The sequence below is a fragment of the Mesorhizobium sp. 43Arga genome, from assembly GCF_053714255.1.
This window is the reverse complement of sequence record NZ_JBSKBO010000002.1, coordinates 390320-414341: the sequence shown is the minus strand read 5'-3', so window position 1 is coordinate 414341 and position 24022 is coordinate 390320. Positions and strand designations below refer to the sequence as shown.

Annotated in this window: 24 protein-coding genes and 1 pseudogene; 19 read left to right on the top strand and 6 right to left on the bottom strand. The window is 63.2% G+C overall.

The window, feature by feature from the left end:
• Positions 1 to 4 precede the first annotated feature (4 nt).
• From ACWGS8_RS08465 to ACWGS8_RS08440, 6 genes are all read left to right on the top strand, one after another.
• Positions 5 to 1264 (top strand): efflux RND transporter periplasmic adaptor subunit, encoded by a 1260-nt coding sequence (locus tag ACWGS8_RS08465; RefSeq protein WP_454580492.1) that lies wholly within the window; start codon positions 5 to 7, stop codon positions 1262 to 1264.
• On the top strand, positions 1261 to 4422 hold the full coding sequence (locus ACWGS8_RS08460; RefSeq protein ID WP_454580491.1) for an efflux RND transporter permease subunit: 3162 nt from the start codon (positions 1261 to 1263) through the stop codon (positions 4420 to 4422). Before ACWGS8_RS08465 ends, ACWGS8_RS08460 begins: the two co-directional genes overlap by 4 nt.
• A 77-nt stretch (positions 4423 to 4499) precedes the next feature.
• On the top strand, positions 4500 to 5123 hold the full coding sequence (nthA, locus tag ACWGS8_RS08455) for a nitrile hydratase subunit alpha (RefSeq protein WP_454580490.1): 624 nt from the start codon (positions 4500 to 4502) through the stop codon (positions 5121 to 5123).
• Positions 5120 to 5779: a nitrile hydratase subunit beta gene (nthB, locus tag ACWGS8_RS08450; RefSeq protein WP_454580489.1), complete on the top strand. Its 660-nt coding sequence runs from the start codon at positions 5120 to 5122 to the stop codon at positions 5777 to 5779. Before nthA ends, nthB begins: the two co-directional genes overlap by 4 nt.
• A complete protein-coding gene (locus ACWGS8_RS08445; protein ID WP_454580488.1) occupies positions 5766 to 6125 on the top strand; it encodes a nitrile hydratase accessory protein in 360 nt (119 codons plus the stop codon). The genes nthB and ACWGS8_RS08445 overlap by 14 nt, the downstream gene beginning before the upstream one ends.
• A gap of 140 nt (positions 6126 to 6265) precedes the next feature.
• The gene (locus ACWGS8_RS08440) at positions 6266 to 7393 is read left to right on the top strand and encodes an ATP-dependent DNA helicase (RefSeq protein ID WP_454580487.1); all 1128 of its coding nucleotides are present in this window, start codon (positions 6266 to 6268) and stop codon (positions 7391 to 7393) included.
• A gap of 2 nt (positions 7394 to 7395) precedes the next feature.
• On the opposite strand, the gene ACWGS8_RS08435 is transcribed toward ACWGS8_RS08440, so the two are convergent.
• On the bottom strand, positions 7396 to 7815 hold the full coding sequence (locus ACWGS8_RS08435) for an STAS/SEC14 domain-containing protein (RefSeq protein ID WP_454580486.1): 420 nt from the start codon (positions 7813 to 7815) through the stop codon (positions 7396 to 7398).
• A gap of 160 nt (positions 7816 to 7975) precedes the next feature.
• Here ACWGS8_RS08435 and ACWGS8_RS08430 point away from each other — a divergent pair, with 160 nt between their 5' ends.
• From ACWGS8_RS08430 to ACWGS8_RS08415, 4 genes and pseudogenes are all read left to right on the top strand, one after another.
• On the top strand, positions 7976 to 8716 hold the full coding sequence (locus ACWGS8_RS08430) for a pyridoxine 5'-phosphate synthase (protein ID WP_454580485.1): 741 nt from the start codon (positions 7976 to 7978) through the stop codon (positions 8714 to 8716).
• Between the two features lie 97 nt (positions 8717 to 8813).
• Positions 8814 to 10727 carry a potassium transporter Kup gene (locus ACWGS8_RS08425; protein WP_454580484.1) on the top strand — a complete coding sequence of 638 codons (1914 nt, stop codon included), beginning with the start codon at positions 8814 to 8816 and terminating at the stop codon, positions 10725 to 10727.
• A gap of 186 nt (positions 10728 to 10913) precedes the next feature.
• Positions 10914 to 12833, top strand: a complete 1920-nt coding sequence (locus ACWGS8_RS08420; RefSeq protein WP_454580483.1) for a potassium transporter Kup — start codon at positions 10914 to 10916, stop codon at positions 12831 to 12833.
• 112 nt (positions 12834 to 12945) lie between these two features.
• Positions 12946 to 13092 (top strand): annotated as a pseudogene (locus tag ACWGS8_RS08415) (NAD-dependent epimerase/dehydratase family protein); the annotation flags it as partial.
• 127 nt (positions 13093 to 13219) lie between these two features.
• Here the strand turns inward: ACWGS8_RS08415 and ACWGS8_RS08410 are convergent.
• On the bottom strand, positions 13220 to 14113 hold the full coding sequence (locus ACWGS8_RS08410; RefSeq protein ID WP_454580482.1) for an SDR family oxidoreductase: 894 nt from the start codon (positions 14111 to 14113) through the stop codon (positions 13220 to 13222).
• Between the two features lie 137 nt (positions 14114 to 14250).
• On the opposite strand from ACWGS8_RS08410, the gene ACWGS8_RS08405 reads away from it, so the two are divergent.
• From ACWGS8_RS08405 to ACWGS8_RS08395, 3 genes are all read left to right on the top strand, one after another.
• Entirely contained in the window at positions 14251 to 14661 is a 411-nt protein-coding gene (locus tag ACWGS8_RS08405; protein WP_454580481.1) for a winged helix-turn-helix transcriptional regulator, read from the top strand.
• A gap of 55 nt (positions 14662 to 14716) precedes the next feature.
• Positions 14717 to 16003 carry an FAD-dependent oxidoreductase gene (locus tag ACWGS8_RS08400; protein WP_454580480.1) on the top strand — a complete coding sequence of 429 codons (1287 nt, stop codon included), beginning with the start codon at positions 14717 to 14719 and terminating at the stop codon, positions 16001 to 16003.
• A 63-nt stretch (positions 16004 to 16066) separates the two neighbouring features.
• On the top strand, positions 16067 to 16681 hold the full coding sequence (locus ACWGS8_RS08395) for a CHAT domain-containing protein (RefSeq protein ID WP_454580479.1): 615 nt from the start codon (positions 16067 to 16069) through the stop codon (positions 16679 to 16681).
• A gap of 38 nt (positions 16682 to 16719) precedes the next feature.
• Here ACWGS8_RS08395 and ACWGS8_RS08390 read toward each other — a convergent pair whose 3' ends face one another.
• Both ACWGS8_RS08390 and ACWGS8_RS08385 read right to left on the bottom strand, forming a co-directional pair.
• Positions 16720 to 17451: a glutathione S-transferase family protein gene (locus ACWGS8_RS08390; protein ID WP_454580478.1), complete on the bottom strand. Its 732-nt coding sequence runs from the start codon at positions 17449 to 17451 to the stop codon at positions 16720 to 16722.
• Position 17452: 1 nt separating this feature from the next.
• A complete protein-coding gene (locus ACWGS8_RS08385; RefSeq protein ID WP_454580477.1) occupies positions 17453 to 17758 on the bottom strand; it encodes a Rieske (2Fe-2S) protein in 306 nt (101 codons plus the stop codon).
• 99 nt (positions 17759 to 17857) lie between these two features.
• On the opposite strand from ACWGS8_RS08385, the gene ACWGS8_RS08380 reads away from it, so the two are divergent.
• From ACWGS8_RS08380 to ACWGS8_RS08365, 4 genes are all read left to right on the top strand, one after another.
• Positions 17858 to 18313: a MarR family winged helix-turn-helix transcriptional regulator gene (locus ACWGS8_RS08380; protein WP_454580476.1), complete on the top strand. Its 456-nt coding sequence runs from the start codon at positions 17858 to 17860 to the stop codon at positions 18311 to 18313.
• Between the two features lie 159 nt (positions 18314 to 18472).
• Entirely contained in the window at positions 18473 to 19126 is a 654-nt protein-coding gene (locus ACWGS8_RS08375) for a TetR/AcrR family transcriptional regulator (protein ID WP_454580475.1), read from the top strand.
• A gap of 26 nt (positions 19127 to 19152) precedes the next feature.
• Positions 19153 to 20172, top strand: coding sequence for a ketol-acid reductoisomerase (ilvC, locus tag ACWGS8_RS08370; RefSeq protein WP_454580474.1), 1020 nt, complete (start codon positions 19153 to 19155; stop codon positions 20170 to 20172).
• 92 nt (positions 20173 to 20264) lie between these two features.
• Positions 20265 to 20816: a MarR family winged helix-turn-helix transcriptional regulator gene (locus tag ACWGS8_RS08365; RefSeq protein WP_454580473.1), complete on the top strand. Its 552-nt coding sequence runs from the start codon at positions 20265 to 20267 to the stop codon at positions 20814 to 20816.
• Between the two features lie 144 nt (positions 20817 to 20960).
• Here ACWGS8_RS08365 and ACWGS8_RS08360 read toward each other — a convergent pair whose 3' ends face one another.
• Positions 20961 to 21578 carry a BA14K family protein gene (locus ACWGS8_RS08360; RefSeq protein ID WP_454580472.1) on the bottom strand — a complete coding sequence of 206 codons (618 nt, stop codon included), beginning with the start codon at positions 21576 to 21578 and terminating at the stop codon, positions 20961 to 20963.
• A 188-nt stretch (positions 21579 to 21766) separates the two neighbouring features.
• Between ACWGS8_RS08360 and ACWGS8_RS08355 the strand changes: the two genes are divergently transcribed.
• Positions 21767 to 22882: an endonuclease/exonuclease/phosphatase family protein gene (locus ACWGS8_RS08355; protein ID WP_454580471.1), complete on the top strand. Its 1116-nt coding sequence runs from the start codon at positions 21767 to 21769 to the stop codon at positions 22880 to 22882.
• A gap of 61 nt (positions 22883 to 22943) precedes the next feature.
• Complete coding sequence (locus ACWGS8_RS08350) at positions 22944 to 23660, top strand: hypothetical protein (RefSeq protein WP_454580470.1); 717 nt, start codon at positions 22944 to 22946, stop codon at positions 23658 to 23660.
• Between the two features lie 98 nt (positions 23661 to 23758).
• On the opposite strand, the gene ACWGS8_RS08345 is transcribed toward ACWGS8_RS08350, so the two are convergent.
• Positions 23759 to 24001 (bottom strand): hypothetical protein, encoded by a 243-nt coding sequence (locus ACWGS8_RS08345; RefSeq protein WP_454580469.1) that lies wholly within the window; start codon positions 23999 to 24001, stop codon positions 23759 to 23761.
• Between the last annotated feature and the right edge of the window lie 21 nt (positions 24002 to 24022).

The following is a 24022-nucleotide window of genomic DNA, read 5'->3' as shown; positions in this document are numbered from 1 at the left end:
GTCGATGCGTGGAAAAGTCATTGTTTCATTGCTTGTCGTCGCCTGCGCGGGCGCGGCCTGGCTCTATCTGTCACCGGACACGCTGGGCAAGGTTGAGCAGCTCATCGGCGCAAAGCAGGTCGCGGCGTCGGACAAGACGGCAACCGACAAGCAGGCAGCCGGGGGCAAGCAGGGCGGCAGTGGCGCCCGTTCGGCCTCGATCGTTTCGGCGGCGGCAACGACGGCTGACTTCCCGATCCGGCGCTACGCCATCGGCTTCGTCTCCTCACCCGCGGTGGTCAGCATCAACGCGCGTGTCTCCAGCCAGATCGTGTCGATCGACGTCAAGGACGGGCAGATGGTGAAGGCCGGCGACACCCTGTTCTCGCTCGACGACCGGGCGCTCAAGGCGCAACTTGCCAAGGACCAGGCCACGCTCGCCAAGGATCAGGCGCTGCTTGCCAGTTCGAATTCCGATTTTCAGCGCGCCAAGGACCTTGTCGCCAAGCAGGCCGGCACGCAGCAAACCTACGATCAGGCCGTGGCCGCGCAGAAGGCGGCGGCCGCGACTGTCGACGCCGACAAGGCGACGATCGAAGCGGACAATGTCCAGCTTGGCTTTGCCACCATCACGGCGCCGATCTCGGGCAGGCTGGGTGCGGTCAACGTTGCCGTCGGCGATCTGGTGACCACCAGCAATGGCAACAGCAGCACCTCGACGCCGCTGGTGACCATCACCCAGATGGATCCGTTGCAGGTCAACTTCAACCTGCCGGAAAGCAACCTTGCGCTCCTGCACAAGGCGCTTGCCAATCCCCAGCAAGGGGCGGTGACGCTGACCAAGGACGGCGACCCGACGCCGATCGGCAAGGGCACGCTCGATTTCGTCGATTCCAGCGTCGATACCGCCTCGGGCACGATCGCAACGCGCGCGAGCATACCGAACGCGGATCTTTCGCTGTGGCCGGGCCAGTATGTGGATGTCGTGCTCGATGCCGGCATCATGCCGCAGATGACCTCCGTTCCCACCGTCGCGGTCCAGCCCAGCCAGAAGGGGCCATTCGTCTATGTGGTGAAGCCGGACAGCACGGTCGAGATGCGGCCGGTGCAGGTGGCGCTGACCGAAGGCCAAAACAGCGCCATCAGCCAGGGCCTCAAAGCCGGTGAGAAAGTGGTCACCGAAGGCCAGACCAGGCTGAAGGATGGCGCCGCCGTGCACGAAGGCGCCGCGGCCGCCACGCCCAAGGTGGCCGAGGCAACCGATGCCGGAGAGGCGGCCCGATGATTTCCGAATTCTGCATTCGCAGGCCCGTCGCCACCCTCCTGATGTCGTTCGCTCTCGTGCTGGGCGGACTGTTCGCCTACAAATTCCTGCCGGTGGCCGCACTGCCCAGCGCCGAATTCCCGGTGGTCAACGTCTCGGCTTCGCTGCCGGGCGCCTCGCCGGAAACCATGGCGACATCGGTGGCGACGCCGCTGATCAAGCAGTTCGCGACGATCGCCGGCATTGATTCCATTTCGACCAGCAACTCGCTCGGCCAGACCTCGATCGCCATCCAGTTCGTGCTCAATCGCAACATCGACGCGGCCGCGGCGGACGTGCAGGCGGCGATCGCGCGCACGCAGAAATCGCTGCCGCCGCAGATGACGTCGCCGCCGAGCTACCGCAAAGTCAATCCGGCCGATGCGCCGATCCTCTTGATGTCACTGGTCAGCGACACGGTTCCGCTGACCGACCTCGATGCTTTCGCCGAAAACGTCATCTCGCCGTCGCTGTCGACCATCGACGGCGTGGCGCAGGTTTCGATCTTCGGCCAGCAGAAATATGCCGTGCGCATCCAGATCGATCCGACAGCGCTTGCCGCGCGCGGCATCTCGATCGATCAATTGCAGGCGGCGGTCGCATCAGCCAACAGCAATACGCCGCTCGGCGTGCTACAGAACAACAAGCAGCAGCTGACCATCACCGCCAACACCCAGCTGACCGACGCCGCCGGCTTCTCCAACTTCATCATCGCCACCAAGAACGGCCATCCGGTGCGGCTGGGCGAGGTGACCCGCGTCGTCGATTCGGTGCAGACCACGACGACCGCGAGCTGGTATGATGGTACCCGCGCCATCATCATGGCCGTGCAGCGCCAGCCCGATGCCAACACCGTCGACGTCGTCGACAAGGTCAAGGCGATGCTGCCGTCCTTCCAGGACCAGATGCCGGCCGCCGCCCAGATCAAGCTGCTCAATGACCGCTCCACCTCGATCCGCCAGGCGGTCGACGACGTGCAGTTCACGCTGCTGTTGACCATCGCACTGGTGGTGATGGTGATCTTCGTGTTCCTGCGCCGGGTGACGGCGACCATCATCCCAGCCGTGGCGGTGCCGATCTCGCTGATCGCCACGCTCGGCGCGATGTTCCTGTTCGGCTTTTCCATCGACAACATATCGCTGATGGGGCTGACGCTGGCGGTCGGCCTCGTCGTCGACGACGCCATCGTCATGCTGGAAAACATCTTCCGTCACATGGAAGAGGATGGGCTGTCGGCGTTCGACGCGTCGCTGAAGGGCGCGCGCGAAATCGGCTTCACCATCATCTCGATCTCGATCTCGCTGGTGGCGGTGTTCATCCCCGTGCTCCTGATGGGCGGTGTCATCGGGCGCATCTTCAACGAGTTCGCCGTCGTGGTCACGGTCGCCATCCTGGCATCGATGTTCGTGTCGCTGACGCTGACGCCGATGCTGTGCTCGCGGCTGTTGTCGGTCACCAAGGCCGATCGCGAAGCGCACGCCCCTGGCCACAAGCGCGACCTCGTCACACGCGGCTACGATCGGGTTCTGAGCTTCTGCCTGCGCCACACTTTCCTGGTGTTCCTCGTCTTCATCGGCACCGCCGCGGCGTCGGTGTGGCTGATCGAGGTCTCGCCGAAAGGCTTCTTCCCGCAGGAGGATATCAGCCAGATCTCGGTGACCACCATCGCGCGGCAGGACATTTCGTTCGACGCCATGGTCAAGCTGCAAGGGCAGGTGGCAAGCGTCTTTTCCCACTCGCCCTATGTTTCGCACGTGGCATGGTCGGCAGGCGGCGGCGGCAATGCACTTAACCAGGGCCAGCTCTATGTGCAGTTGAAGGACAAGAGCCAGCGACCCGACATCGGGAAGGTGCAGGCGGATCTGCGCAAGCAACTGGCTGGCGTGGCGGGTATCGAAACCTACATGCAGCCGGTGCAGAATCTGAGGTTGGGTTCGCGGTCGTCCGCCAGCGCCTATCAGTTGGTGGTTCAGGGCCTCGATACCGCCCAGACCGATATCTGGGCGCAAAAACTGAATGACGCAATGGCAGCCGACCATGCGACCTTCGCAGACGTTACCAGCGACCTGCAGAACAATGCGTTGCAGGCATCGCTGGTGGTGGATCGTGACAAGGCTGCCCAACTCGGCATCGATACCAACACGCTGCGCACCGCTCTCTATGGCGGGTTCGGCACGGGCCAGGTCTCGACGATCTTCGGCTCGGCCGACAGCTACGAGGTCATCACCGAGCTCGATCCAAAGATCGAGTGGTCGCCCGAGCGGATGCTCGCCATCCAGATGCGGACGGCGAGCGGCTCGCTGGTTCCGCTTGGCGCCTTTGCCCGGGTCGATCGCACCGCCGGCGCCCTGACGGTGAACCAGCTCGGCCAGCTTCCTGCCGTGACCATTTCCTACAATCTGCCGCAAGGCGTGGCGCTTGGCGACAGTACGGCTCGCATCAGCGCACTGAAGGAGCAGATCGGCATGCCAACGGCGATCTCGACGTCCTTCGCCGGCACCGCCAAGACCTTCCAGGATTCGCTGGCCAACCAGGGCCTGCTCATCGGCGGCGCGATCCTGACCATCTATATCGTGCTCGGCATTCTGTACGAGAGCTTCATCCACCCGCTCACCATCCTCACCGGCCTGCCGTCGGCGGTGCTGGGCGCGGTCGTTGCCTTGCGCTTCGCCGGCATGGATCTGTCGGTCATCGCGGTGATCGGCATTCTGATGCTGATCGGCATCGTCAAGAAGAACGGCATCATGATGGTCGACGTCGCGCTTGAACTGCGACGAGAGGGCATGTCGGCCAAGGACTCCATCCACAAGGCCTGCCTGATGCGCTTCAGGCCGATCATGATGACGACGCTGGCGGCACTGATGGGCACGTTCCCGATCGCGCTTGGTACCGGCGCCAGCGCCGAACTGCGCCAGCCGCTGGGCGTTGCCGTTGTCGGCGGCCTGCTGGCCTCTCAGGCGCTGACCTTGTTCGTGACGCCGGTGATCTACGTCTATATGGAGAATTTCTCGGGCTGGCTGGTCGGGCTCATGCCGAGGCGCAAGGCCGAATTGCGTGCGGTCGAGAATCCCGAACAGCCCTCGCTGTTCGGCATCAACGACGACATCCCGGCCGAGCCGCAGAAGACGGCCGCCGAATAACCGGCCAGCGGGCGCTGATTTCCGCTGGCCCAAGCCGTCATGCTTGCGGCGGCCGGGTCGGAACCGTAATTTGCGGCATGTCCCATGATCACGACCACGACAACGAACTCGATCCGTTTGCCGCCCGCGTGCGGGCGCTGGAGACCATCCTGACCCGCAAGGGGCTGATCGATCCGGCGGCGATCGACGTCATTGTCGATACCTACGAGACCAAGATCGGCCCGCGCAACGGTGCCAGGGTGGTGGCCAAGGCCTGGACCGATCCCGCCTATGCGGACTGGCTCAAGCGAGACGCGACGGCGGCGATCGAATCGCTGAGCTATACCGGCCGCCAGGGCGAGCACATGCAGGCGGTGTTCAACACCGAGGAGACGCACAACCTCGTCGTCTGCACGCTGTGCTCCTGTTATCCATGGTCGGTGCTCGGCCTGCCGCCGGTGTGGTACAAGGCGCCGCCCTACCGGTCGCGCGCGGTGATCGATCCGCGCGGCGTGCTCGAGGAATTCGGGCTGACGCTGCCGGCCACCACCAAGCTACGCGTGTGGGATTCGACGGCGGAACTGCGCTATCTCGTCGTGCCGATGCGCCCCAAGGGAACCGAAGGCTGGAGCGAGGAGCGGTTGGCCGAACTGGTGAGCCGTGACGCGATGATCGGTACGGCGCTCGCTCAGGAACCGCAACAAACGAGCCAGCCGGCATGAACGGGCCTCAGGATCTCGGCGGACAGATGGGGTTCGGGCCGGTCGCGCCCGAAAAGGACGAGCCCTATTTCCACGCCGACTGGGAGAGGCGGGCGCTCGGCGTCACGCTTTGCGCCGGCGCCATGGGCGCCTGGACCATCGACGAGAGCCGGCACGCGCGGGAATCGCTGCATCCGGCCGACTATTATTCCTCCAGCTATTATCAGATCTGGATCAAGGCGCTGGAAACCCTGCTCAAGCGCCATGGTTTCGTCAGCGAGCGCGATCTCAAGGCGGGCGAGGCGATCGATGCGGCGGCGACACCGAAACGGGTGCTGAAGGCGGAAAATGTGCCTGCCGTGCTGGCCAAGGGCGGCCCTTGCAATCGGCCGACGGCGGAGCCGGCGCGGTTCAAGGCCGGCGACGCTGTGCGGACGAAGAATTTCAACCCGACCGGCCACACAAGGCTGCCGCGCTATGCGCGTGGCAGGCAAGGCAGGATCGAGGCGGTGCGCGACGGTTTTGTCTTTCCCGACAGCAATGCGCATGGGCACGGCGAAAACCCGCAATGGGTTTACACGGTGGTTTTCGACGGCACGGAAATCTGGGGCGAGGGGGCCGATCCGACGCTTGTTGTCTCGATCGATGCCTGGGAGAGCTATCTTGAGCCGGCCTGACGCGACCGCCGCCGATTTGCCCGCTAGGCTCGATGCGCCTGTCTTCGCCGAGCCCTGGCAGGCCGAGGCGTTCGCCATGACGGTGGCGCTGCACGACAAGGGCCTGTTCTCGTGGAGCGAGTGGGCGGATGCGCTGTCGGCGGAGGTGAAAAAGCCGGGCGCGGCAGCCGACGGCCATGACTATTACGAGCATTGGCTGGCGGCACTGGAAGGGTTGCTTGCCTCAAAGGGGCTGGCCGCCAAATCCGATGTCGATGCGATGGCGCGGGCCTGGGAGCGCGCCGCGCACGCCACGCCGCACGGCAAGCCGATCCTGCTGGAGAACGATCCGCGCGCCCCCAGGTGATTGCGCGCGGCCAACCCTCGTTCCCTTTACGTTCTTATTTTTGCCTGATAGCCTGAAGCACAGGCGAGTTCACCGTCGCCAATGTCGATGGTGGTGGCGGCTGTCTTGTCTTTCCCTTGCGAATCCGGTCACACGATCAGATGGAATTTTCTCCCCAACAGGACGAGGCGCTGCAAGCGGTCGCCCGCTGGCTGCAGGCCGGCACGCCGCAGCTGTTCAGGTTGTTCGGCTATGCCGGCACCGGCAAGACGACGCTGGCGCGCTATTTCGCCGAACATGTCGACGGCCAGGTGCAGTTCGCAGCTTTCACCGGCAAGGCCGCCCAGGTGCTGCGCTCAAAGGGGGCGGTCAATGCCCGCACCATCCATTCGCTGATCTACAGGCCCAAGGGCGAGGAATCGGTGGAAGACGAGGTGACCGGCAAGACCTCGATGTCGCCGACCTTTTCGCTCAACCGGCAGAGCCCGATCTCGCGTGCGAAACTGGTCGTCATCGACGAATGTTCGATGGTCGACGAGCAGCTCGGCCGCGACCTGATGAGTTTCGGCACGCCGATCCTGGTGCTGGGCGATCCCGGCCAGCTGCCGCCGATCTCGGGCGGCGGCTTCTTCACCGACCACGAACCGGATTTCCTGCTCACCGAAATCCACCGGCAGGCGCGCGACAATCCGATCCTGCGGCTGGCGCTCGACGTGCGTGAAGGCCGCGAATTCATGCGCGGCGACTATGGCACGGCGCAGGTGATCGGCAAGGAAGACGTCACCCAGGAACTGGTGCTGAAGGCGGACCAGGTGCTGGTCGGCACCAACCGCACCCGCCGCCGCTACAATCAGCGCCTGCGCGAGCTCAAGGGCTTCAATGCCGACTATCCGCAGGCCGGCGACAAGCTGGTCTGCCTGCGCAACGATCCCGCCAAGGGGCTGCTCAACGGTTCGCTGTGGAAGGTGATGACCTCGTCGCGCGAGACGGTGAAGCCGGGCATCAATCTTCTTGTGTCGCCGGAAGAGGACGATCCGGACCGCGGCGTCGCCAAGATCAAGCTGCTCAAGGCGGCATTCGAGGATCCCGACGCCGATATCCCCTGGCAGCAGAAGAAGCGTTTTGACGATTTCGACTACGGCTATGCCTTGACCGTGCACAAGGCTCAGGGCTCGCAGTGGAACGAGATTGTGCTGTTCGATGAAAGCTGGGCCTTCAAGGAAACACGCCAGCGCTGGCTCTATACCGCGATCACGCGGGCTGCCGAGCGATTGACCATCGTCAGATAGAGTTACGACGACGGCGTTTCTCGCACGCCGACGTGCCGGACCCCAAGCCATTCCCAGGCCTCGGCTTCGTCCTCAGCGTTGAAATGGCGAAATTCGATGGGCGACGACGTGGGCAAGGCGTGTCGCGCGTTCGGTGTCCAATCCGGCATGCCGATCGCCGCGCAGCGGCCTATATGCTCCAGGGCATGGGCGGCGCCCAGTTTGAGGGTCTCGTCGGAGATGTCGGCCCAGTCGACGCCGTCATGATCGACGATGCGCACGGCCACGTCGATTCGCTGATGGAGGGCATAGGCCGCTTCCAGCAGGCCGAACAGGTTTTCCGCATCGGCCGCCGTGACATGACCGACGACATCGATGGCGAACAGGTCGTCGCGATCGGTGTCGATGCGTCGGATCGCCGGTACGGCTTGCAGGAAATTCACAGGTGAGCCTCCTTGCGCAAAACAGCGTTGGTCTTCTGGAACACCGGAAACCCCTATCTGTTCCCGTCAAAGGCGCTATAGATGCCCGATCCAGAGCGCGGCGCGGCTGAACGTGTGGCCGTGGCGCGCCGCTAACTGCCTGAATTCACGGACGCAGCCGATGCCCGCAAAGCTTTCCGTCAACCTCAACGCCATCGCCATGCTGCGCAACCGGCGCGACCTGCCATGGCCAAGCGTCACGGGCATCGGCCGCCGTGCGCTTGCCGCCGGGGCGCATGGGCTGACCGTGCATCCGCGTCCCGACGAACGTCATACGCGGTATTCCGACCTGCCTGAGATCCGAGCGCTGATCGACGATGAGTTCCCGCAGGCGGAATTCAACATCGAGGGCTACCCGAGCGAGGATTTCCTGGCGCTTGTGGAAAAGCATCAGCCCGAACAGGTGACGCTGGTTCCCGATGATCCAGCGCAGGCAACCTCCGACCATGGCTGGAACTTCGTCGCCGATGCGGCGTTGCTGACGCCGATCGTCAGGCGCCTGAAGAAGGGCGGTTTCAGGGTTTCGCTGTTTTCCGACGCCGATCCCGCCGGCATGACAGCCGCGCGAGACACCGGCGCCGACCGGATCGAGCTCTATACCGGCCCTTATGGCAGCTATCATTCCGATTCCGCAAAGGCCGCCAAGGAGCTGGAAAGATTGGGAAAAACAGCTGACGCTGCATTCACCGCCGGCCTCCAGGTCAATGCCGGGCACGATCTGACGGTGGCCAATCTGCCGGCTCTGGCCAAGCGCATTCCGGCATTGGCCGAAGTGTCAATCGGACATGGGTTGACAGCCGACGCGTTGGAGTATGGCATGGCCGGCACGGTGGGTCGGTTTCTCAGAGCCTGCGGTTGGTAGGGTAGAGTTTCGCCTTGCAGGTATGGCAGCGATGGCGTGCAATTGACGTCGCATCACAGCATGCGTGAAGCACCGCGCGCTCGTCGGGGAGTGGTCCATGGACCTTGCCAGTCGCGGTAGCGAGGCCGAAACCGTCGAGCAATCGAGCCATTCCGGGGCCGAACGGCACAGCACCAAGGTTCTGATGCTGGGTGCGCTCGGCGTTGTCTATGGCGACATCGGCACCAGCCCGATCTACGCTTTCCGTGAGGCGCTTCACGCTTCGCCCGGTATCGCTACGCGCGCTCACGTGCTTGGTGTGCTGTCGCTGATCGTCTGGGCGTTGACGATCATCGTGACCATAAAATATGTCGCCTTCGTGCTTCGCGCCGACAATAAGGGCGAAGGCGGTACGTTGTCGCTGATGTCGCTCGCGCGCAGCGCCTATCCCAAAGGTGCGCGACTCATTCTGGCGATCGGCCTTTGCGGCGCGGCTTTGTTTTTCGGCGATTCGATCATAACGCCGGCCATCTCCGTGCTGTCGGCGGTCGAAGGCCTCATGGTGGTGACGCCGACATTGGACCCCTACGTCGTGCCGATCACGCTGGTCATCCTGGCCATCCTGTTCTCGGTGCAGCGCTTCGGCACGGGAAAGGTGGCGGCGGTGTTCGGGCCGGTGACCGCACTATGGTTCCTGGCTATCGGCGTAGCAGGGCTCTATCACCTGTTGGACGATCCATCGATCCTGCTGGCCATCAATCCCTATTACGCGGTCGCCTATCTCGCCAGCACACCCACGGCCGCCTTTGTCACTGTCGGCGCGGTGTTCCTGGCGGTGACCGGGGCCGAAGCACTTTATGTCGATCTCGGCCATTTTGGACGCAAGCCTATCGTGTTGGCGTGGTTTTCCGTGGTTTTCCCATGCCTGCTCCTCAACTATTTCGGGCAAGGTGCTTTTGTGCTGGCCAATGGCGGGAGGCCGATCAATCCATTCTTCCAGATGCTGCCTGACTGGGCGCTGATGCCGATGGTAGGGCTGGCGACAGCCGCAACCGTCATCGCTAGCCAGGCAGTCATATCAGGTGCTTTTTCGCTAACCCGCCAGGCGGTGCAGCTCAACCTTCTGCCACGCATAGAAGTGCAACATACGTCCGAAATGCAACTTGGCCAGATCTACATGCCTCGCATCAATCTGCTCATCTCCCTGGGGGTGATGCTGCTGGTCGTCGGTTTCGGCAGTTCGAGTTCGCTGGCTTCCGCCTACGGCATCTCGGTGACCGGCGAAATGCTGATGACGACGATCCTTTTGTTCGTCGTAATGCGCAAGCTGTGGAAATGGAGGCTGGCGGTCGCGCTGCCGCTGACATTGCTGTTCGGCATCATCGACAGCGGCTTCTTCCTGGCAAACATCGTAAAGATATTTGAGGGCGGCTGGGTATCGATCACGGTTGCCTGTCTGATGGGGCTGATCATGTGGACCTGGATACGCGGCACGCGCTATCTGTTCGACAAGACCCGCCGCAACGAGATCCCGCTCGATTTCCTCGCCGGCAATCTGCTGAAGAAGAAGCCGCACCTGGTGCCAGGCACGGCTGTGTTCCTGACCAGCGATCCGCTCAGCGCACCGACAGCGCTGATGCACAGTCTGAAGCACTACAAGGTGCTGCATGAGCAGAACGTCATCCTTTCGGTGGTGACGGCGCCGCAGCCGGTGGTATCAGACAGCGACCGGGTCAAGATGGAGACGGTCAACGAGCTGTTCATGCGGGTGACGCTGACCTTCGGCTACATGGAACAGCCCAACATCCCGCGCGCGCTGGCGATCTGCCGCAAGCAGGGCTGGAAGTTCGATATCATGACGACATCGTTCTTCCTGTCGCGGCGTTCGCTCAAGGCCTCGCCCAATTCAGGCATGCCGGTGTGGCAGGACCGGCTGTTCATCGGCCTGGCGCGCACGGCGGCCGATGCGACCGAATATTTCCAGATCCCGACCGGACGTGTCGTGGAAATCGGCACGCAAGTCGCTATCTAAAGGCAGATACGGCAGGTCTTATGGGCGCCCGCCATGCCCCGCGCCGCGAATTCAGCCCGCGCCCATCGGATTATAGGCCATTTCCCAAGGAGCCTAGCGTTGCCAACATGGGAGCCATCACGCTACGGCACTTGATATTGCATTGCAGCAAGCGTAGAGCACCGCGCGCTTATCGGAGTGTCGTCCATGGCCCTTGCCAACACTGGTAGTGAGGCAGAACCCGTCGAACAGTCGAGCCATCCGGAGATCGAGCAGCATAGCACCAAGGTGCTGATGCTGGGCGCGCTGGGCGTGGTCTATGGGGACATCGGCACGAGCCCGATCTATGCTTTCCGCGAGGCGCTGGTGGCGTCGTCCCACGGCAGCGTTGCGCAACGCGGCGATATTCTCGGTGTGCTGTCGCTGATCATCTGGTCGCTGACGATCATCGTCACCATCAAATACATCATGTTCGTGCTGCGCGCCGACAACCGCGGCGAAGGCGGCGTGCTGTCGCTGATGGCACTGGCGCGCGGCAGTTTCCCCAAGCGCTCGGCGGTCATCCTGGGCATCGGCATCGTCGGCGCTTCGCTGTTCTTCGGCGATGCCGTCATTACACCGGCGATCTCGGTGCTGTCGGCGGTCGAGGGCATGAATGTCGTCACCCCCACCTTCCAGCCCTATGTCGTGCCGCTGACACTTGTGATTCTCGCCGTGGTGTTCGCGGTGCAACGTTTCGGCACGGGCGGTGTGGGATTGGTCTTCGGTCCGGTGACCGCCGTCTGGTTCCTGGCGATCGGTCTTTCGGGCCTCAAGCACATCATCGCCGATCCGGAAATCCTGTGGGCGATCAGCCCGCACTACATCGTCGCCTTCCTGATCCATTCGCCCGACGTCGCCTTCGTGACGATCGGCGCCATCTTCCTGGCTGTCACCGGCGCCGAGGCGCTTTATGCCGATCTCGGCCATTTCGGACGCAAGCCGATCGTGCTGGCCTGGCTGTCGATCGTGTTTCCCTGTCTGCTGCTGAACTATGCCGGGCAGGGCGCCTTCGTGCTGGCCAAGGATGGCGTCGTCGGCCACCCGTTCTTCGAGATGAACGAGGGTTGGGCTCTGATTCCCATGGTCGTGCTGGCGACCGCCGCGACGGTCATCGCCAGTCAGGCGGTGATTTCGGGTGCCTTCTCGCTGACCAGGCAGGCGGTGCAGCTCAACATGCTGCCGCGGCTCGAAATCCTGCATACCTCGGAAAAACAGTCCGGGCAGATCTACATGCCGCGTGTCAACCTTCTGCTGGCATTGGTGGTGATGATGCTGGTGGTCGGCTTCGGCGAGTCCAGCAAGCTCGCCTCGGCCTATGGCATCTCGGTGACCGGCAACATGCTGGTGACGACGGTGCTGCTCTATGTCGTGATGACCCGCATCTGGAAATGGCAGCTCTGGGTTGCGATCAGCTTGACGGTGCTGTTTGCCTTCATCGACATCGGGTTCTTCGCTTCCAACATCGTCAAGGTGTTCGAAGGCGGCTGGGCGTCACTGCTGGTGGCCTTCACCATCGTGCTGGGCATGTGGACCTGGGTGCGCGGCAGCCGCTATCTGTTCGACAAGACCCGCCGCAACGAGATCCCGCTCGATTTCCTCGCCGGCAATCTGTTGAAGAAGAAGCCGCAGCTGGTGTCCGGCACCGCGGTGTTCCTGACCAGCGATCCCTTGAGCGCGCCGACAGCGCTGATGCACAGCCTGAAGCACTACAAGGTGCTGCATGAGCAGAACGTCATCCTTTCGGTGGTGACGGCGCCGCAGCCGGTGGTGCCTGACAGCGACCGGGTCAAGATGGAGACGGTCAACGAGCTGTTCATGCGGGTGACGCTGACCTTCGGCTACATGGAACAGCCCAACATCCCGCGCGCGCTGGCGATCTGCCGCAAGCAGGGCTGGAAGTTCGACATCATGACGACATCGTTCTTCCTGTCGCGGCGTTCGCTCAAGGCCTCGCCCAATTCAGGCATGCCGGTGTGGCAGGACCGGCTGTTCATCGGCCTGGCGCGCACGGCGGCCGATGCGACCGAATATTTCCAGATCCCGACCGGGCGCGTGGTAGAGATCGGCACGCAGGTGGCGATCTGACAAGCTCGATCGCCGGAATGGTTCAGTTGTGAACCATTCCGGTTTTTCTTTTGCGCAATCCCGGACGGAAAACCGCTAAGCACATTTCCTGGAATTGCTTGGGGAGGCGGGCATGAGCGGCGAATTGGTGCTTGTCACCGGCGGATCGGGCTTCCTCGGCGCCCACTGTATTCTTGCCCTGCTGAAGGCGGGCTACCGCGTGCGCACGACGGTGCGCTCCGCCAGGCGCGAAGCCGATGTTGTGGCCATGCTCAAGGCGGTGCGTGTGCTCGGCTGGGCGCCGCGCTCGCGCGAAGACGCGCTGGCGGCCACCGGCGAGAGTCTGGTCCGGCTCGGCCTGCTCAAGAAGTAGCGCGGCGGCAGGGAAACCTCCCGCCGCGCACCTTTCAACCAGCCAGCGCAGCCTTGTTGGCTTCGAGGAACTGCTTCAGCGTCCGGGGCTTCCTGCCGGAAAGCGTTTCGACCGCGTCCGTCGCCATTGCGATGCGGCCGGACCGCGTGTTGGCGTCGAAGGACACGATGACGCGAGCGAACTCCTCGGGAACGCCGGCCGCCTTCACGCCTTCAGTCAGGGCCTCGTCGGGCAACTGGATGACTGCCAGCGGCTTGCCGGTGACTTCGCTCACCAGGGCGGCGATTTCGGCTGTCGTATAGGCCTGCGGGCCGGTTAGCGTGTAGGTCTTGCTGTCGGTCGAACCGGAGGCGAGGCCAGCTGCGATCGCCGCTGCCATGTCGTCGCGTGCACCAGGGGCGACGCGGCCGTCGCCCGCGGACGTGTACCACTGTCCCGAGGCGATGGCGTTCGGCAGGGTCATGAACAGGTTCTCCTGGTACCAGCCGTTGCGGAAGATCGTATAGGCGATGCCGCTGGCCTTGATCGCCTGCTCGGTGCCGTAGTGGTCGCCGGCAAACAGCACTGGCGAAACCGGCTCCGGATTGGGCATCGAGGTGTAGAGCAGATGCGAAACGCCTGCTTTCTTCGCAGCCGCCACTGCCGCCTCGTGCTGCTTCAGGCGTCTGCCGGTTTTGAGATCGAGATCGCTGGTCGAAATGATCAGCACCCTGTCGGCGCCCTTGAATGCGTTTTCCAGCGAGGTCGCGTCGTTGAAGTCGGCGGCCCTGACAACGACGCCTCGCGCCGTCAGATCGGCGACGTTTTCCGGGTTGCGGGTTGTGGCGATGATCCTCGCCGGCGGAACTTTGTGCGTGTCCAGGAGATGGCGGATGACGCTGCGGCCAAGCTGGCCGGCAGCACCGGTGACGAGAAGGGTTTCGGTCATGGTGAGGTCCCTGATTTTGCGCCAGCATGGCGGTGCGTACATCGGTCTCAAAAAGAGACCAGCACTAAAATAGGAATTGACCCGGTGCCGTAAAGAAGGCAGTTTTTCGGGAGGTAGGCACACGCAGGGAACCAGCCATGGACAACCGGATCGTCAATCTGAGATCCAAACTCGACGTCTACAAGGCCATGACCGGTGGCGGAAACCTTGCCGATTGTCCGGTCCGCGAGGTCATCCAGGGGCTCAATGGCAAATGGAGCTCGCTGCTGATGGCGGCGCTGGCCGAGCAGCCCTATCGCTTCGGCGAATTGCGGCGGCTGGTGCCCGACATCTCGCAGCGCATGCTGACCCAGACGCTCTACGATCTGCAGCGCGACGGCTATGTCCATCGCGAAGTGTTCCCGACCAAGCCGCCTAGCGTCGAATACAGCCTCACCGATCTCGGACGCTCGATGTTCGGCGCCCTACATCATCTGATCCAGTGGGCCGAACTCAACCACAATGCGGTGCGCGCGGCGCGTGCCGGTTTTGACGCAGCGCAGGCCTGAGCAGCGCGCGACAGCGTTCGGCGTCACGACTTGATTTCATCCGGCGGCTGAACGAATGTCCCGGCCGGTTCGGCTTGGGGGCATCGGCATTTCCTACGACATTGCAATTGCAGGCGCCGGTCCGGCGGGGCTGGCCGTGGCGCTCTATCTCAAGCGGGCAGGGCACAGGGTCACCATTTTCGAGCGCTTCGACGAGCCCAAGCCCGTCGGCTCCGGTCTGATCCTGCAGCCGACCGGCTTGACCGTTCTGGCCGATCTCGGCCTGCTCGACGATATACTGGCGCTCGGCGCCCGCATCGACCGGCTGCATGGCGCCGATGCCTCGACCGGCCGCACCGTGCTCGACGTCCGCTACGACGCCCAGCGCGGCGGCCGTTTCGGCCTGGCGGTGCACCGCGCGGCGCTGTTCGGCGTGCTCTTTCGCGCCGCCCGGCGCGAGGCCATCGCCATCGAGACCGGCGTCGAGATCGAGACGGTGGAAACGGGCGAACGGGCGGTTCTGCGTTGTGGCAATGGACAAAGGGCAGGGCCGTTCGATCTGGTCGTCGACGCCAGCGGTTCGCGCTCGAAGCTGCGGCAGGGCGTGGCCAATGCAGGCGCGCCGCGGCCACTCGCCTATGGCGCCTTCTGGGCATCGCTCGGCTGGCGTGGCGAAGGCTTTGACGAGCACGCGCTGCTGCAGCGCTACGACAAGGCCAGCGTGATGATCGGGGTGCTGCCGATCGGCCGGCCTGAACCGGGCGCCGAAAAGATGGTGGCCTTCTTCTGGAGCCTCAAGCCTGATGATGCCGATGCCGTGCGCGCTGTCGGCATCGACGCCTGGAAGGAGAGGGTGGTGCGGCTGTGGCCGCAAAGCGAGGCGTTCACCAGTCAGATCGACAGTTTCGACCAGCTGTCGCTGGCGCGCTACGGCCATCATACGATGAAACGGCCGGCCGGCCGGAGGCTTGCCGTTATCGGTGATGCCGCGCACTCGACCAGCCCGCAGCTCGGGCAAGGGGCCAATATGGCACTGCTCGACGCCGCGGCACTCAGCCACGCGCTGGCGCGCAGGCAGAACATCGAGGCAGCGCTCGAAGCCTATGCCAGGGCGCGACGCTGGCACGTGCGTGCATTCCAGGCGCTGTCGCTGGCGTTCACGCCGTTCTATCAGTCGGATTCGGTGGCGCTGCCCTTCATCCGCGACAGGCTGGTGGCGACCGTCGCAAAAATCCCGCCGGCGCCACAGTTTCTCGCCTCGATGGTCGCCGGCACGGTGATCGATCCGTTCAGGCGGGCGGGATTGACGGAAGCGCGATGGGACTTCGGACAAAATTCAGGTCATGATACGACCGCTTCATAGAGTTTTTCGCCCATGCCGGTTCGCATGCACGCCATGTTCAGAATGCGAGAATCGCAACATCTGATGCGCGTTGTTGCATCTGTCCTCGTGATGCTGGCGGTGGCGTTTCTCTTGCCGCAGGTGCAAGCCCAGACGCAAGACCAAGACAACCAGCAGGGGGCGGCTGACACTGAGGCGATGAAAGCCCGCATTGACGCGGCCTACAGGCTGATGATGGACGCAGGACGCTTCGATGAAGGCTATGCGCAATTACGCGCAACGCTGCTCGATGCCGCCAGAAGCGACCTCTACGACTTCACCGTGGAGAGCTACTCGAACGCCGGCGCGACTTTCGTCAACAACCACATCCTCGACGATGCCGAGGAGATTTTTGCCGAAGGCCTGAAAACCCGGGCGATGCAGCAGGATGTCGCCAAGCGCGGCGACTTTTATCTCGGCGGTTTGCGCGGCCTGCCGACGGCAATCGACATAGCCGGCGCAAAACGCTCGCTGTTGACGCTGTGGCCTGTGGACGACGCCGGAACCGCCGCTTTCATGGTCGGGTTCTACAGCCACCTTGCCGCCGGAGAGACCTATCCGGAAGCGCTGCGCCAGACCCGCCGCGATGCCCGCGATGGCAAGATATCAGGCGCCCAGGATCCGCGGGTCTGGGCCGCCTTTGTCATATTCGAGAACTGAGGCCGCTCGAAGCGCATGCTTGCTCGCGATCGGTGCGTTCAAGCCGATCGTGCCAACGCAAATGGTTCGGCCGGATCGTTTCGGCGAACGAGGCTCGACAGAAAAGATCCCTTCGCTTGCAGAAAAGCATGCAGGCGCTGTGGATAATCCGGCGCCACGGCGTGTCTGATCGACGGACGATCGTTCAACGCCTTCCGCCAGGCCCGGACGCGCGGCTTGCCGTCCAGAATGCCGAAATCGCCGATCCGGTCGAAAGCGTCGAGATATCTGAAGACCGGCCCATACACCGCATCGACCAGCGAGAAGCGGTGGCCGGCGAACCACGGCCCGCCCCGCAAGGCATCGTCCGCCAATTCGGATTCGAGGCGGTCAAACATGGCCGCCAGCGCACTGGACTCGGCAAGGAAGCCGGCTTCGGCCGGCGCTGAATAGAGCCGGCCGATGGCGTTGAGGATGGCCGAGCCGTATTCGATCCAGGCACGGTGCCGGGCACGGGCGTAGGGGTCGACCGGGTGGAGGGGATTGGCCTGTGTCTCCTCGAGGAATTCGAGGATGACGGCGGATTCGAAGATTGTCGTTTCATCGCCATTTCGCCGGACGCGCAGCAGCGGCACCTTGCCGAGCGGCGAGATCGCCTTGAACCAGACGGGCTTGTCGGCGAGGTCGATGTCGACGCGCTCGAACGGGACGCCTTTCTCGGTCAGCGCGATCGCGGCGCGCTGGACATAGGGGCAGAGAGGGTGGCTGACGAGGATGAGCTTGTCGGTCATCTCACTCTCCCCAGACATAATTCAACGCGCCGTTTTCGACACGCGTCGACAGGAACATCAGGCGGGAATTCCTGGGGGCCGGGCCGTCGAGGCGATCGCCCGATGCCATGTCGAAGGCGGCGCCGTGCCATTGGCAGACCAGCCTGCCATCCTTGCAGTCCAACGGTCCGCCGAAATGCAGACAGGCATTGGCGGCGGCGCGAATGCGTTCGCCGCTGCGCCAGATATGGACCTCGCGGCCGAAGAACGGGGCAATCAGGCTGCCTGTCTCGGGGACGTCGGCGACCTTGCAGATTTCGTGTTTCATGGGATTTGCCTTTCGATGTTAATGCAATTGCATCTATGTAGATGTAGTTGCATCTACCGTCAAGCTTGATGCATCTGCATCTATCGCCTAGGGTGAGCCATGACCGAGAAAGCCTCGCCTTCGCCGGAAGCCGTCACGGCCTGGGCCCGCCTGATGCGCGTTTCGCGTCAACTGGTGGAACGTGCCGAAGACGCGCTGAAGGCGAGCGGCCTGCCGCCGCTCGCCTGGTACGACGTGCTGCACGAGCTCGCCGAGGCGGGCGAGGGCGGCCTGCGGCCATTTCAATTGATCGAGCGCACCCTGTTTGCGCAGTACAACATCTCGCGGCTGCTGGCCCGGCTGGAAGTCGACGGTCTGGTCGAGAAGCTGCCGGTGGCCGATGATGGTCGCGGCCAGACCGTCCGTATCACGGCCAAGGGGCGCGAGACGCGCCGCCGGATGTGGGCCGTTTACGGACGGTCAATCGCCGAACTGGTTGGCGCCAAGCTTTCAGCGGATGAGCTGAAGATGATGTCGGTGCTGCTAGGCAGGCTGCGTGATCCGCCCGGGGATTGAGGCTGGCCGACATGGGTCTATGCGACCGCCACCTTTCGCAGGCGAAAATATCTACTTTCCCCTCTTGCGCCTGTCACCGGATTGCGCAATATGCCGAACCGTAACGTACGGTACGGCTCTGGATGATCCGGGGCCTCGACCATCGAACGGGAACAGAGCGTGTTGCAGGCAAACGCCGACATCGACAACAGCCAAACGCTGACGGAACGGCAGAAGGCCGTTCTGGATGCGGCGTTGCGGCTGTTGGTCGAGGAGGGTGACCAGCTGACCATGACCGCGGTGGCCAGACGGGCCAGCTGCTCCAAGGAAACACTCTACAAATGGTTCGGCGACCGCGACGGGCTGTTGACAGCAACCGTGCAGTGGCAGGCCTCCAAGGTGCGTGTGGCTCCAGTCGACGGCAAGGGGCTCGACCTTGGCTCGTTGACGGCAAGCCTCGAGCGTTTTGCTTCCGACTGGCTGAAGGTGATTTCCAGCGACACCTCGATCGCGCTCAACCGGGTGGCGGTCGGGCATGCCGGGTCGGGAAAGGATAATCTCGGCGCCGTCGTGCTGGAGAATGGCCGTTTCGCGCTGGCCAGGCGGCTGAAGCCGGTGCTCGAGGCCGGGCGTCAGGCCGGGCTTCTGGAATTCACGGATGCCGAGATGGCGTTCCGTACCTTTTTTGGGCTGGTCGCGCGCGACGTGCAGATCCGTCTGCTGCTCGGCGACCGGCTGGAATTGACTGAGGCGACGATCGGCGGCGATGCCGTACGGGCGACGCAGCAGTTTCTCGCTCTTTTCGGAGCAAAAACCGGGCCGCAAGGCCTCTGATCTCAAGAAACGGGAAGGAAGTAAAAATGCGCGTCTATTACGATCGTGATGCCGATCTCAACCTGATCAAGGGCAAGAAGGTCGCCATCATCGGCTATGGCAGCCAGGGCAGGGCGCATGCGCTCAACCTCAAGGATTCCGGCGCCAAGGAAATCGCCATCGGCCTCAAGGCCGGCTCGGCGACCGCCAAGAAGGTCGAGGCCGACGGGCTCAAGGTGATGAGCGTCGCGGACGCCGCCAAGTGGGCCGACCTGATGATGATGGCGACGCCCGACGAGCTGCAGGCCGACATCTACAAGAACGAGATCGCGCCGAATATCCGCGACGGCGCGGCGATCGCCTTTGCCCACGGCCTCAACGTGCATTTCGGCCTGATCGAGCCGAAGTCGACCGTCGACGTCGTCATGATCGCGCCGAAGGGCCCGGGCCACACGGTGCGCGGCGAATACCAGAAGGGCGGCGGCGTGCCGTGCCTGGTCGCCGTCAACCAGGACGCTTCGGGCAATGCGCTCGACCTGGCGCTGTCCTACGCCTGCGGCGTCGGTGGCGGCCGTTCGGGCATCATCGAGACAAATTTCCGCGAGGAATGCGAGACCGATCTGTTCGGCGAGCAGGTCGTGCTGTGCGGCGGCCTGGTCGAACTGATCCGCGCCGGTTTCGAGACGCTGGTGGAAGCCGGCTACGCGCCGGAAATGGCCTATTTCGAGTGCCTGCACGAGGTCAAGCTGATCGTCGACCTGATCTATGAAGGCGGCATCGCCAACATGAACTACTCGATCTCGAACACCGCCGAATGGGGCGAGTATGTCTCGGGTCCGCGCATCATCACCGCCGAGACCAAGGCCGAGATGAAGCGCGTGCTGAACGACATCCAGACGGGCAAGTTCACCTCGGAATGGATGCAGGAATACCGCGCCGGCCTGTCGCGCTTCAAGGGCATCCGCCGCATGAACGACAGCCATCAGATCGAAGAGGTTGGTGCGAAACTGCGCGCGATGATGCCGTGGATTTCGAAGAACAAGCTGGTCGACAAGGCCAAGAACTGAGCGATCAAGATGTGCGGGGGGCAAAAAAGTGCCCCCCGCATCTCAACGTGGGCCGAAGCGACTGCTTGCCCATGTTGACGAATCGCGAGGTCATGAGCTTGTCGACAAGGCCAAGAACCGAGCAATCCACGCTCTTTCGTTCGCGTATCTTCGGGCCTTGCCCGCGCGAGGGACGCTCGAAGACGAGCGGTTTTGAACAGCCAAAAAAACGGCGCCGCGTGGCGCCATTTTTTATTGTAGGCCCGGCTACACGCCAACTCAGCAACCAGATGCACGAGGCCATTCATGCCGCCGGCTTCACCGACTTTCAGGACGCTCACTTCGCCGTGTTCTCCTACCCCCTTCCGGATGGCGTAAGGCCGTCGGAACTGGCTCGCCAGAAGCGAATGTCGAGGCAGGCGATCAACTACCTCCTCATCCAGCTCGAAGAGCTCGGCTATGTCGAGCGGCGCTCTCCCGAGGGCAGCGACCGGCGCCTCATCTACCTAAGTGCCCGCGGTCGGCAGCTTGCCGAGACGATTTTCACCTGCCTGCGGCGGTTGCATGCGGAGTGGGCGCAGGAGATCGGTGAGGAGCGGTTCAACGACTTCCTTGACGTGTTGAAGCGGCTGTCCGCGAGGGCGCAGCAGGATCACTCTAGCTGAACGATTGTGGCCGCGTGCTGCACGTCACTGTGTTCGCGGTTCTGTTCAGCGGTCGTGCCAGTGAGCTTCGGCTCGGCCTTGCCCGCAAACAAAAGCGGCGCCGCGATGCGCGGCGCCGCTTGGGTATTCGTCAATCGGCACTGCTCAGCTATAGGGCGACCAGCATTGCTGGCGCGGGCCGCCATAGGGCTGGAACGTGTTGTCCCAGGCACGATACGACCGGTAGCGGTTATAGCACCACCGGACATGGGCATTCGAAAGCCGCCCGGCGCGGTAGTAGCGGCGCGGTGCCGGCGCATAGTAATCGTAGTTGTTGTAGTTGTTGTACATGCTGCCGAGGCCAAGCCCCAGGCCGAGGCCAAGGATCGCGGCACCCGCATCGTCACCATAGAAGCCGCGATGGTGATGGCGACGCCAACGCCAGTCATCGCCACGGTCCCAGTTTCCACGGTTCCAGTTTCCGCGGTTCCAGTTTCCGCCGCTCCAGTTTCCGCCGCCGTTCCAGTTGCCGCCACCATTCCAGCGCCGACCGCCGTTCCAGTTGCCTGAGCGGCGCCATCTCCAATTGTCGTTGGAGAATTGGCGGTCATTGCCGCCCGCCCAATCTTCGCGGACCGGCGTGACCGTCGGCGCCGCCGTGCTTGTGGGAAGCGACAGGTCCGGTTGCATGATCGGTCCGGCAGCCGATGGCGCCGTGATGCCTGATATGATGCCCAGGGCGACAAGCCCCGATTTGACCGTGGATGAAAAGAGCGAGTTCATAACACTCTCCAAGAGCTGAAGGCCCCACGCCTACCCTGGAATGGGCCTACTGTGGAGCTTTGCGTCTGAACGGCGGATGAACGGAAAGGTTCCGTCAACCATGGCGCGAATGCCGTCAGGTCCAATCGATCCTGGCTTGTGGTCTTGCGATCTTGTGTTCCGGCGCTCTTGCAGGCAAAGGTCAGGGCATGTCGCTGCGCCTTGCCACCTTCAATGTCGAGAACCTGATGAACAGGTTCGATTTTTCCGGCTTCCGCAACCAGCTCAACGAAGATCGGACGCTGGCGCTGTTCGATATACAGAGCGAAGCCGAATACAAGATGCTGGAGCAGGCCCGCGCCATCGCCCAATCCGACGATACGCGCCAGCTGACGGCGCTGGCGATCGCCGCCACCCGGGCCGACATCATCTGCATGCAGGAGGTCGACAATATCGAGGCGCTGAAGGCCTTCGAATATGGCTATCTGTTCAAGATGGTGGGGCGGGGCTACCGGCAGAAATACACCACCGCAGGCAACGATTCGCGCGGCATCGATGTCGCCGTGATGATGCGCAACGAGACCGCGCAGGGACAGCCGATCGAATTCGTGCGCATGACCAGCCATGCCTATGTCACCTACGAGCAGTTCGGGCTGCACACGCCGGAACTGGCGGCCCTCGGAACCCAGGCCAATGAACGCATCTTCCGGCGCGACTGCCTGGAAGTCGACGTCACCGTGGGCGGCGCGCCGCTGACGCTCTATCTCGTGCATTTCAAGTCGATGGGCCCGCCGCGCAATGGGCTCGACGGACGCGAGGCGACGATGCCGGTGCGCATCGCCGAGGCGCAAGCCGTGCGCCGGATCATCGAGGAGCGCTTCGGTGCGGATCATGCCGCCGACAAGCGATGGGCGATCTGTGGCGACATGAACGATTACCGCCAGCGCGTGAAGATCACCGGAGATGATGTCGACGGCTACCGTTTCGAGGTGGTCGACGAGGCTCAGTCCTGCATCAACGTGCTGACCGCCGGCGGCTTCTGCGAGAATGTCATCGAGCGTCGGCCGGAAATGAACCGCTGGACCTTCTATCACACGCGCGGACCCGAAGAGCGGCATCTCTGCCAGCTCGACTATATCCTGCTGTCCAAGGGGCTGGCGGCGAAGAACGCCACTGCCGTTCCCGACATCATCCGCAATGGCCAGCCCTGGCGCACGATCTTTCCGGCAGGCCAGGAAGTCGAGCGCTTTCCGCGTGCCGGCTGGGACCGGCCGAAAGCGTCGGACCATTGCCCGGTGGCGATCACGCTGGACATGGCTCGATAGCAAGATTTGGGTTCGATAGGCAAGATTTTGGCTAGATAGGCAGGATTGGGAGCTGATACGCATGAGTTTCGACCTGCCACGCAATGTCATCTTGCCGGTCGATGCAATCGACGTTCGCCTCGATCCCGGCCCGCATCCTTTCGCCAGGGAAAATGCGGAGGCGATCGCCGAGAACTGGCAGCGCGAGATGGTGGCCAAGCCGGCGCTGTTCGACGGCACGGTGGTGCTGCTGTCGCAACTCGCGTACCGCGACAACCGTCTCGTCGGCCGCTGCCATGCGGTCAACTACTCCACCTTCATGCTTTGGCGTAAGCGGCGCGAGAATTCAGGCGCCGAGCACGCCTATGCCCATGCCATGCTGGTGGCCGGCGACAATGCGCTGGTGGCGATCCGCATGGGTTCACACACGGTCAATGCGGGGCGCGTCTATTTCGCCGCCGGTTCGTTCGAGCCGGACGACTTTCGCGACGGTCAGGTCGATGTCGATTTCAACATGATCCGCGAGGTGCGTGAGGAAACAGGCCTCGACCTCTCGGCTGCCAGGCGCGGTGTGCGCTGGCACGCCCTGTCAACCACGCGTGGGACCGTCATCTTCCGTCGCTATCATGTCGACGAACCGGCCGATGAGATCGCGCGGCGAATCTCAGCCTTCGTCGCCAGCGAAACCGATCCGGAAATCGACGGGCCGGTGATCATCCGCCATGCCGGCGACCTGCCGGACGGGCTGGCATTGCATATGAAGCCGCTGATCGAGTGGCATTTTTCCGGCGTGGATTAGAGCATTTCACCGTTTCATGGAAACGGCGAACTGCTCTAACTCTTTGTTTTTGACGCAATTCCCTAGGGAAAACCGCTCACACTTTTCCTGGAATTGCTCTAACGACGCACCTTGTCCTGCGCCGCCTTGCGATCGTTGCGGGCCGCGACGAAGAACAAGATAAAGCCGATACCCAGCAAGCCGCCCATGGCCATTCCCATGGTCTGGCCGACGACTGCCTGGAAATCCGATGTGACGCGATCGGGATTGGCCATGCCGAAGCGGGCGAGATACCACCAGATGCCTGCGAGGACGGCCTCGATGATGACCATCGTCACGATCAGTCGTGTCTTCTTGCTCATGCGTTATTCGCCCCCGGTCAC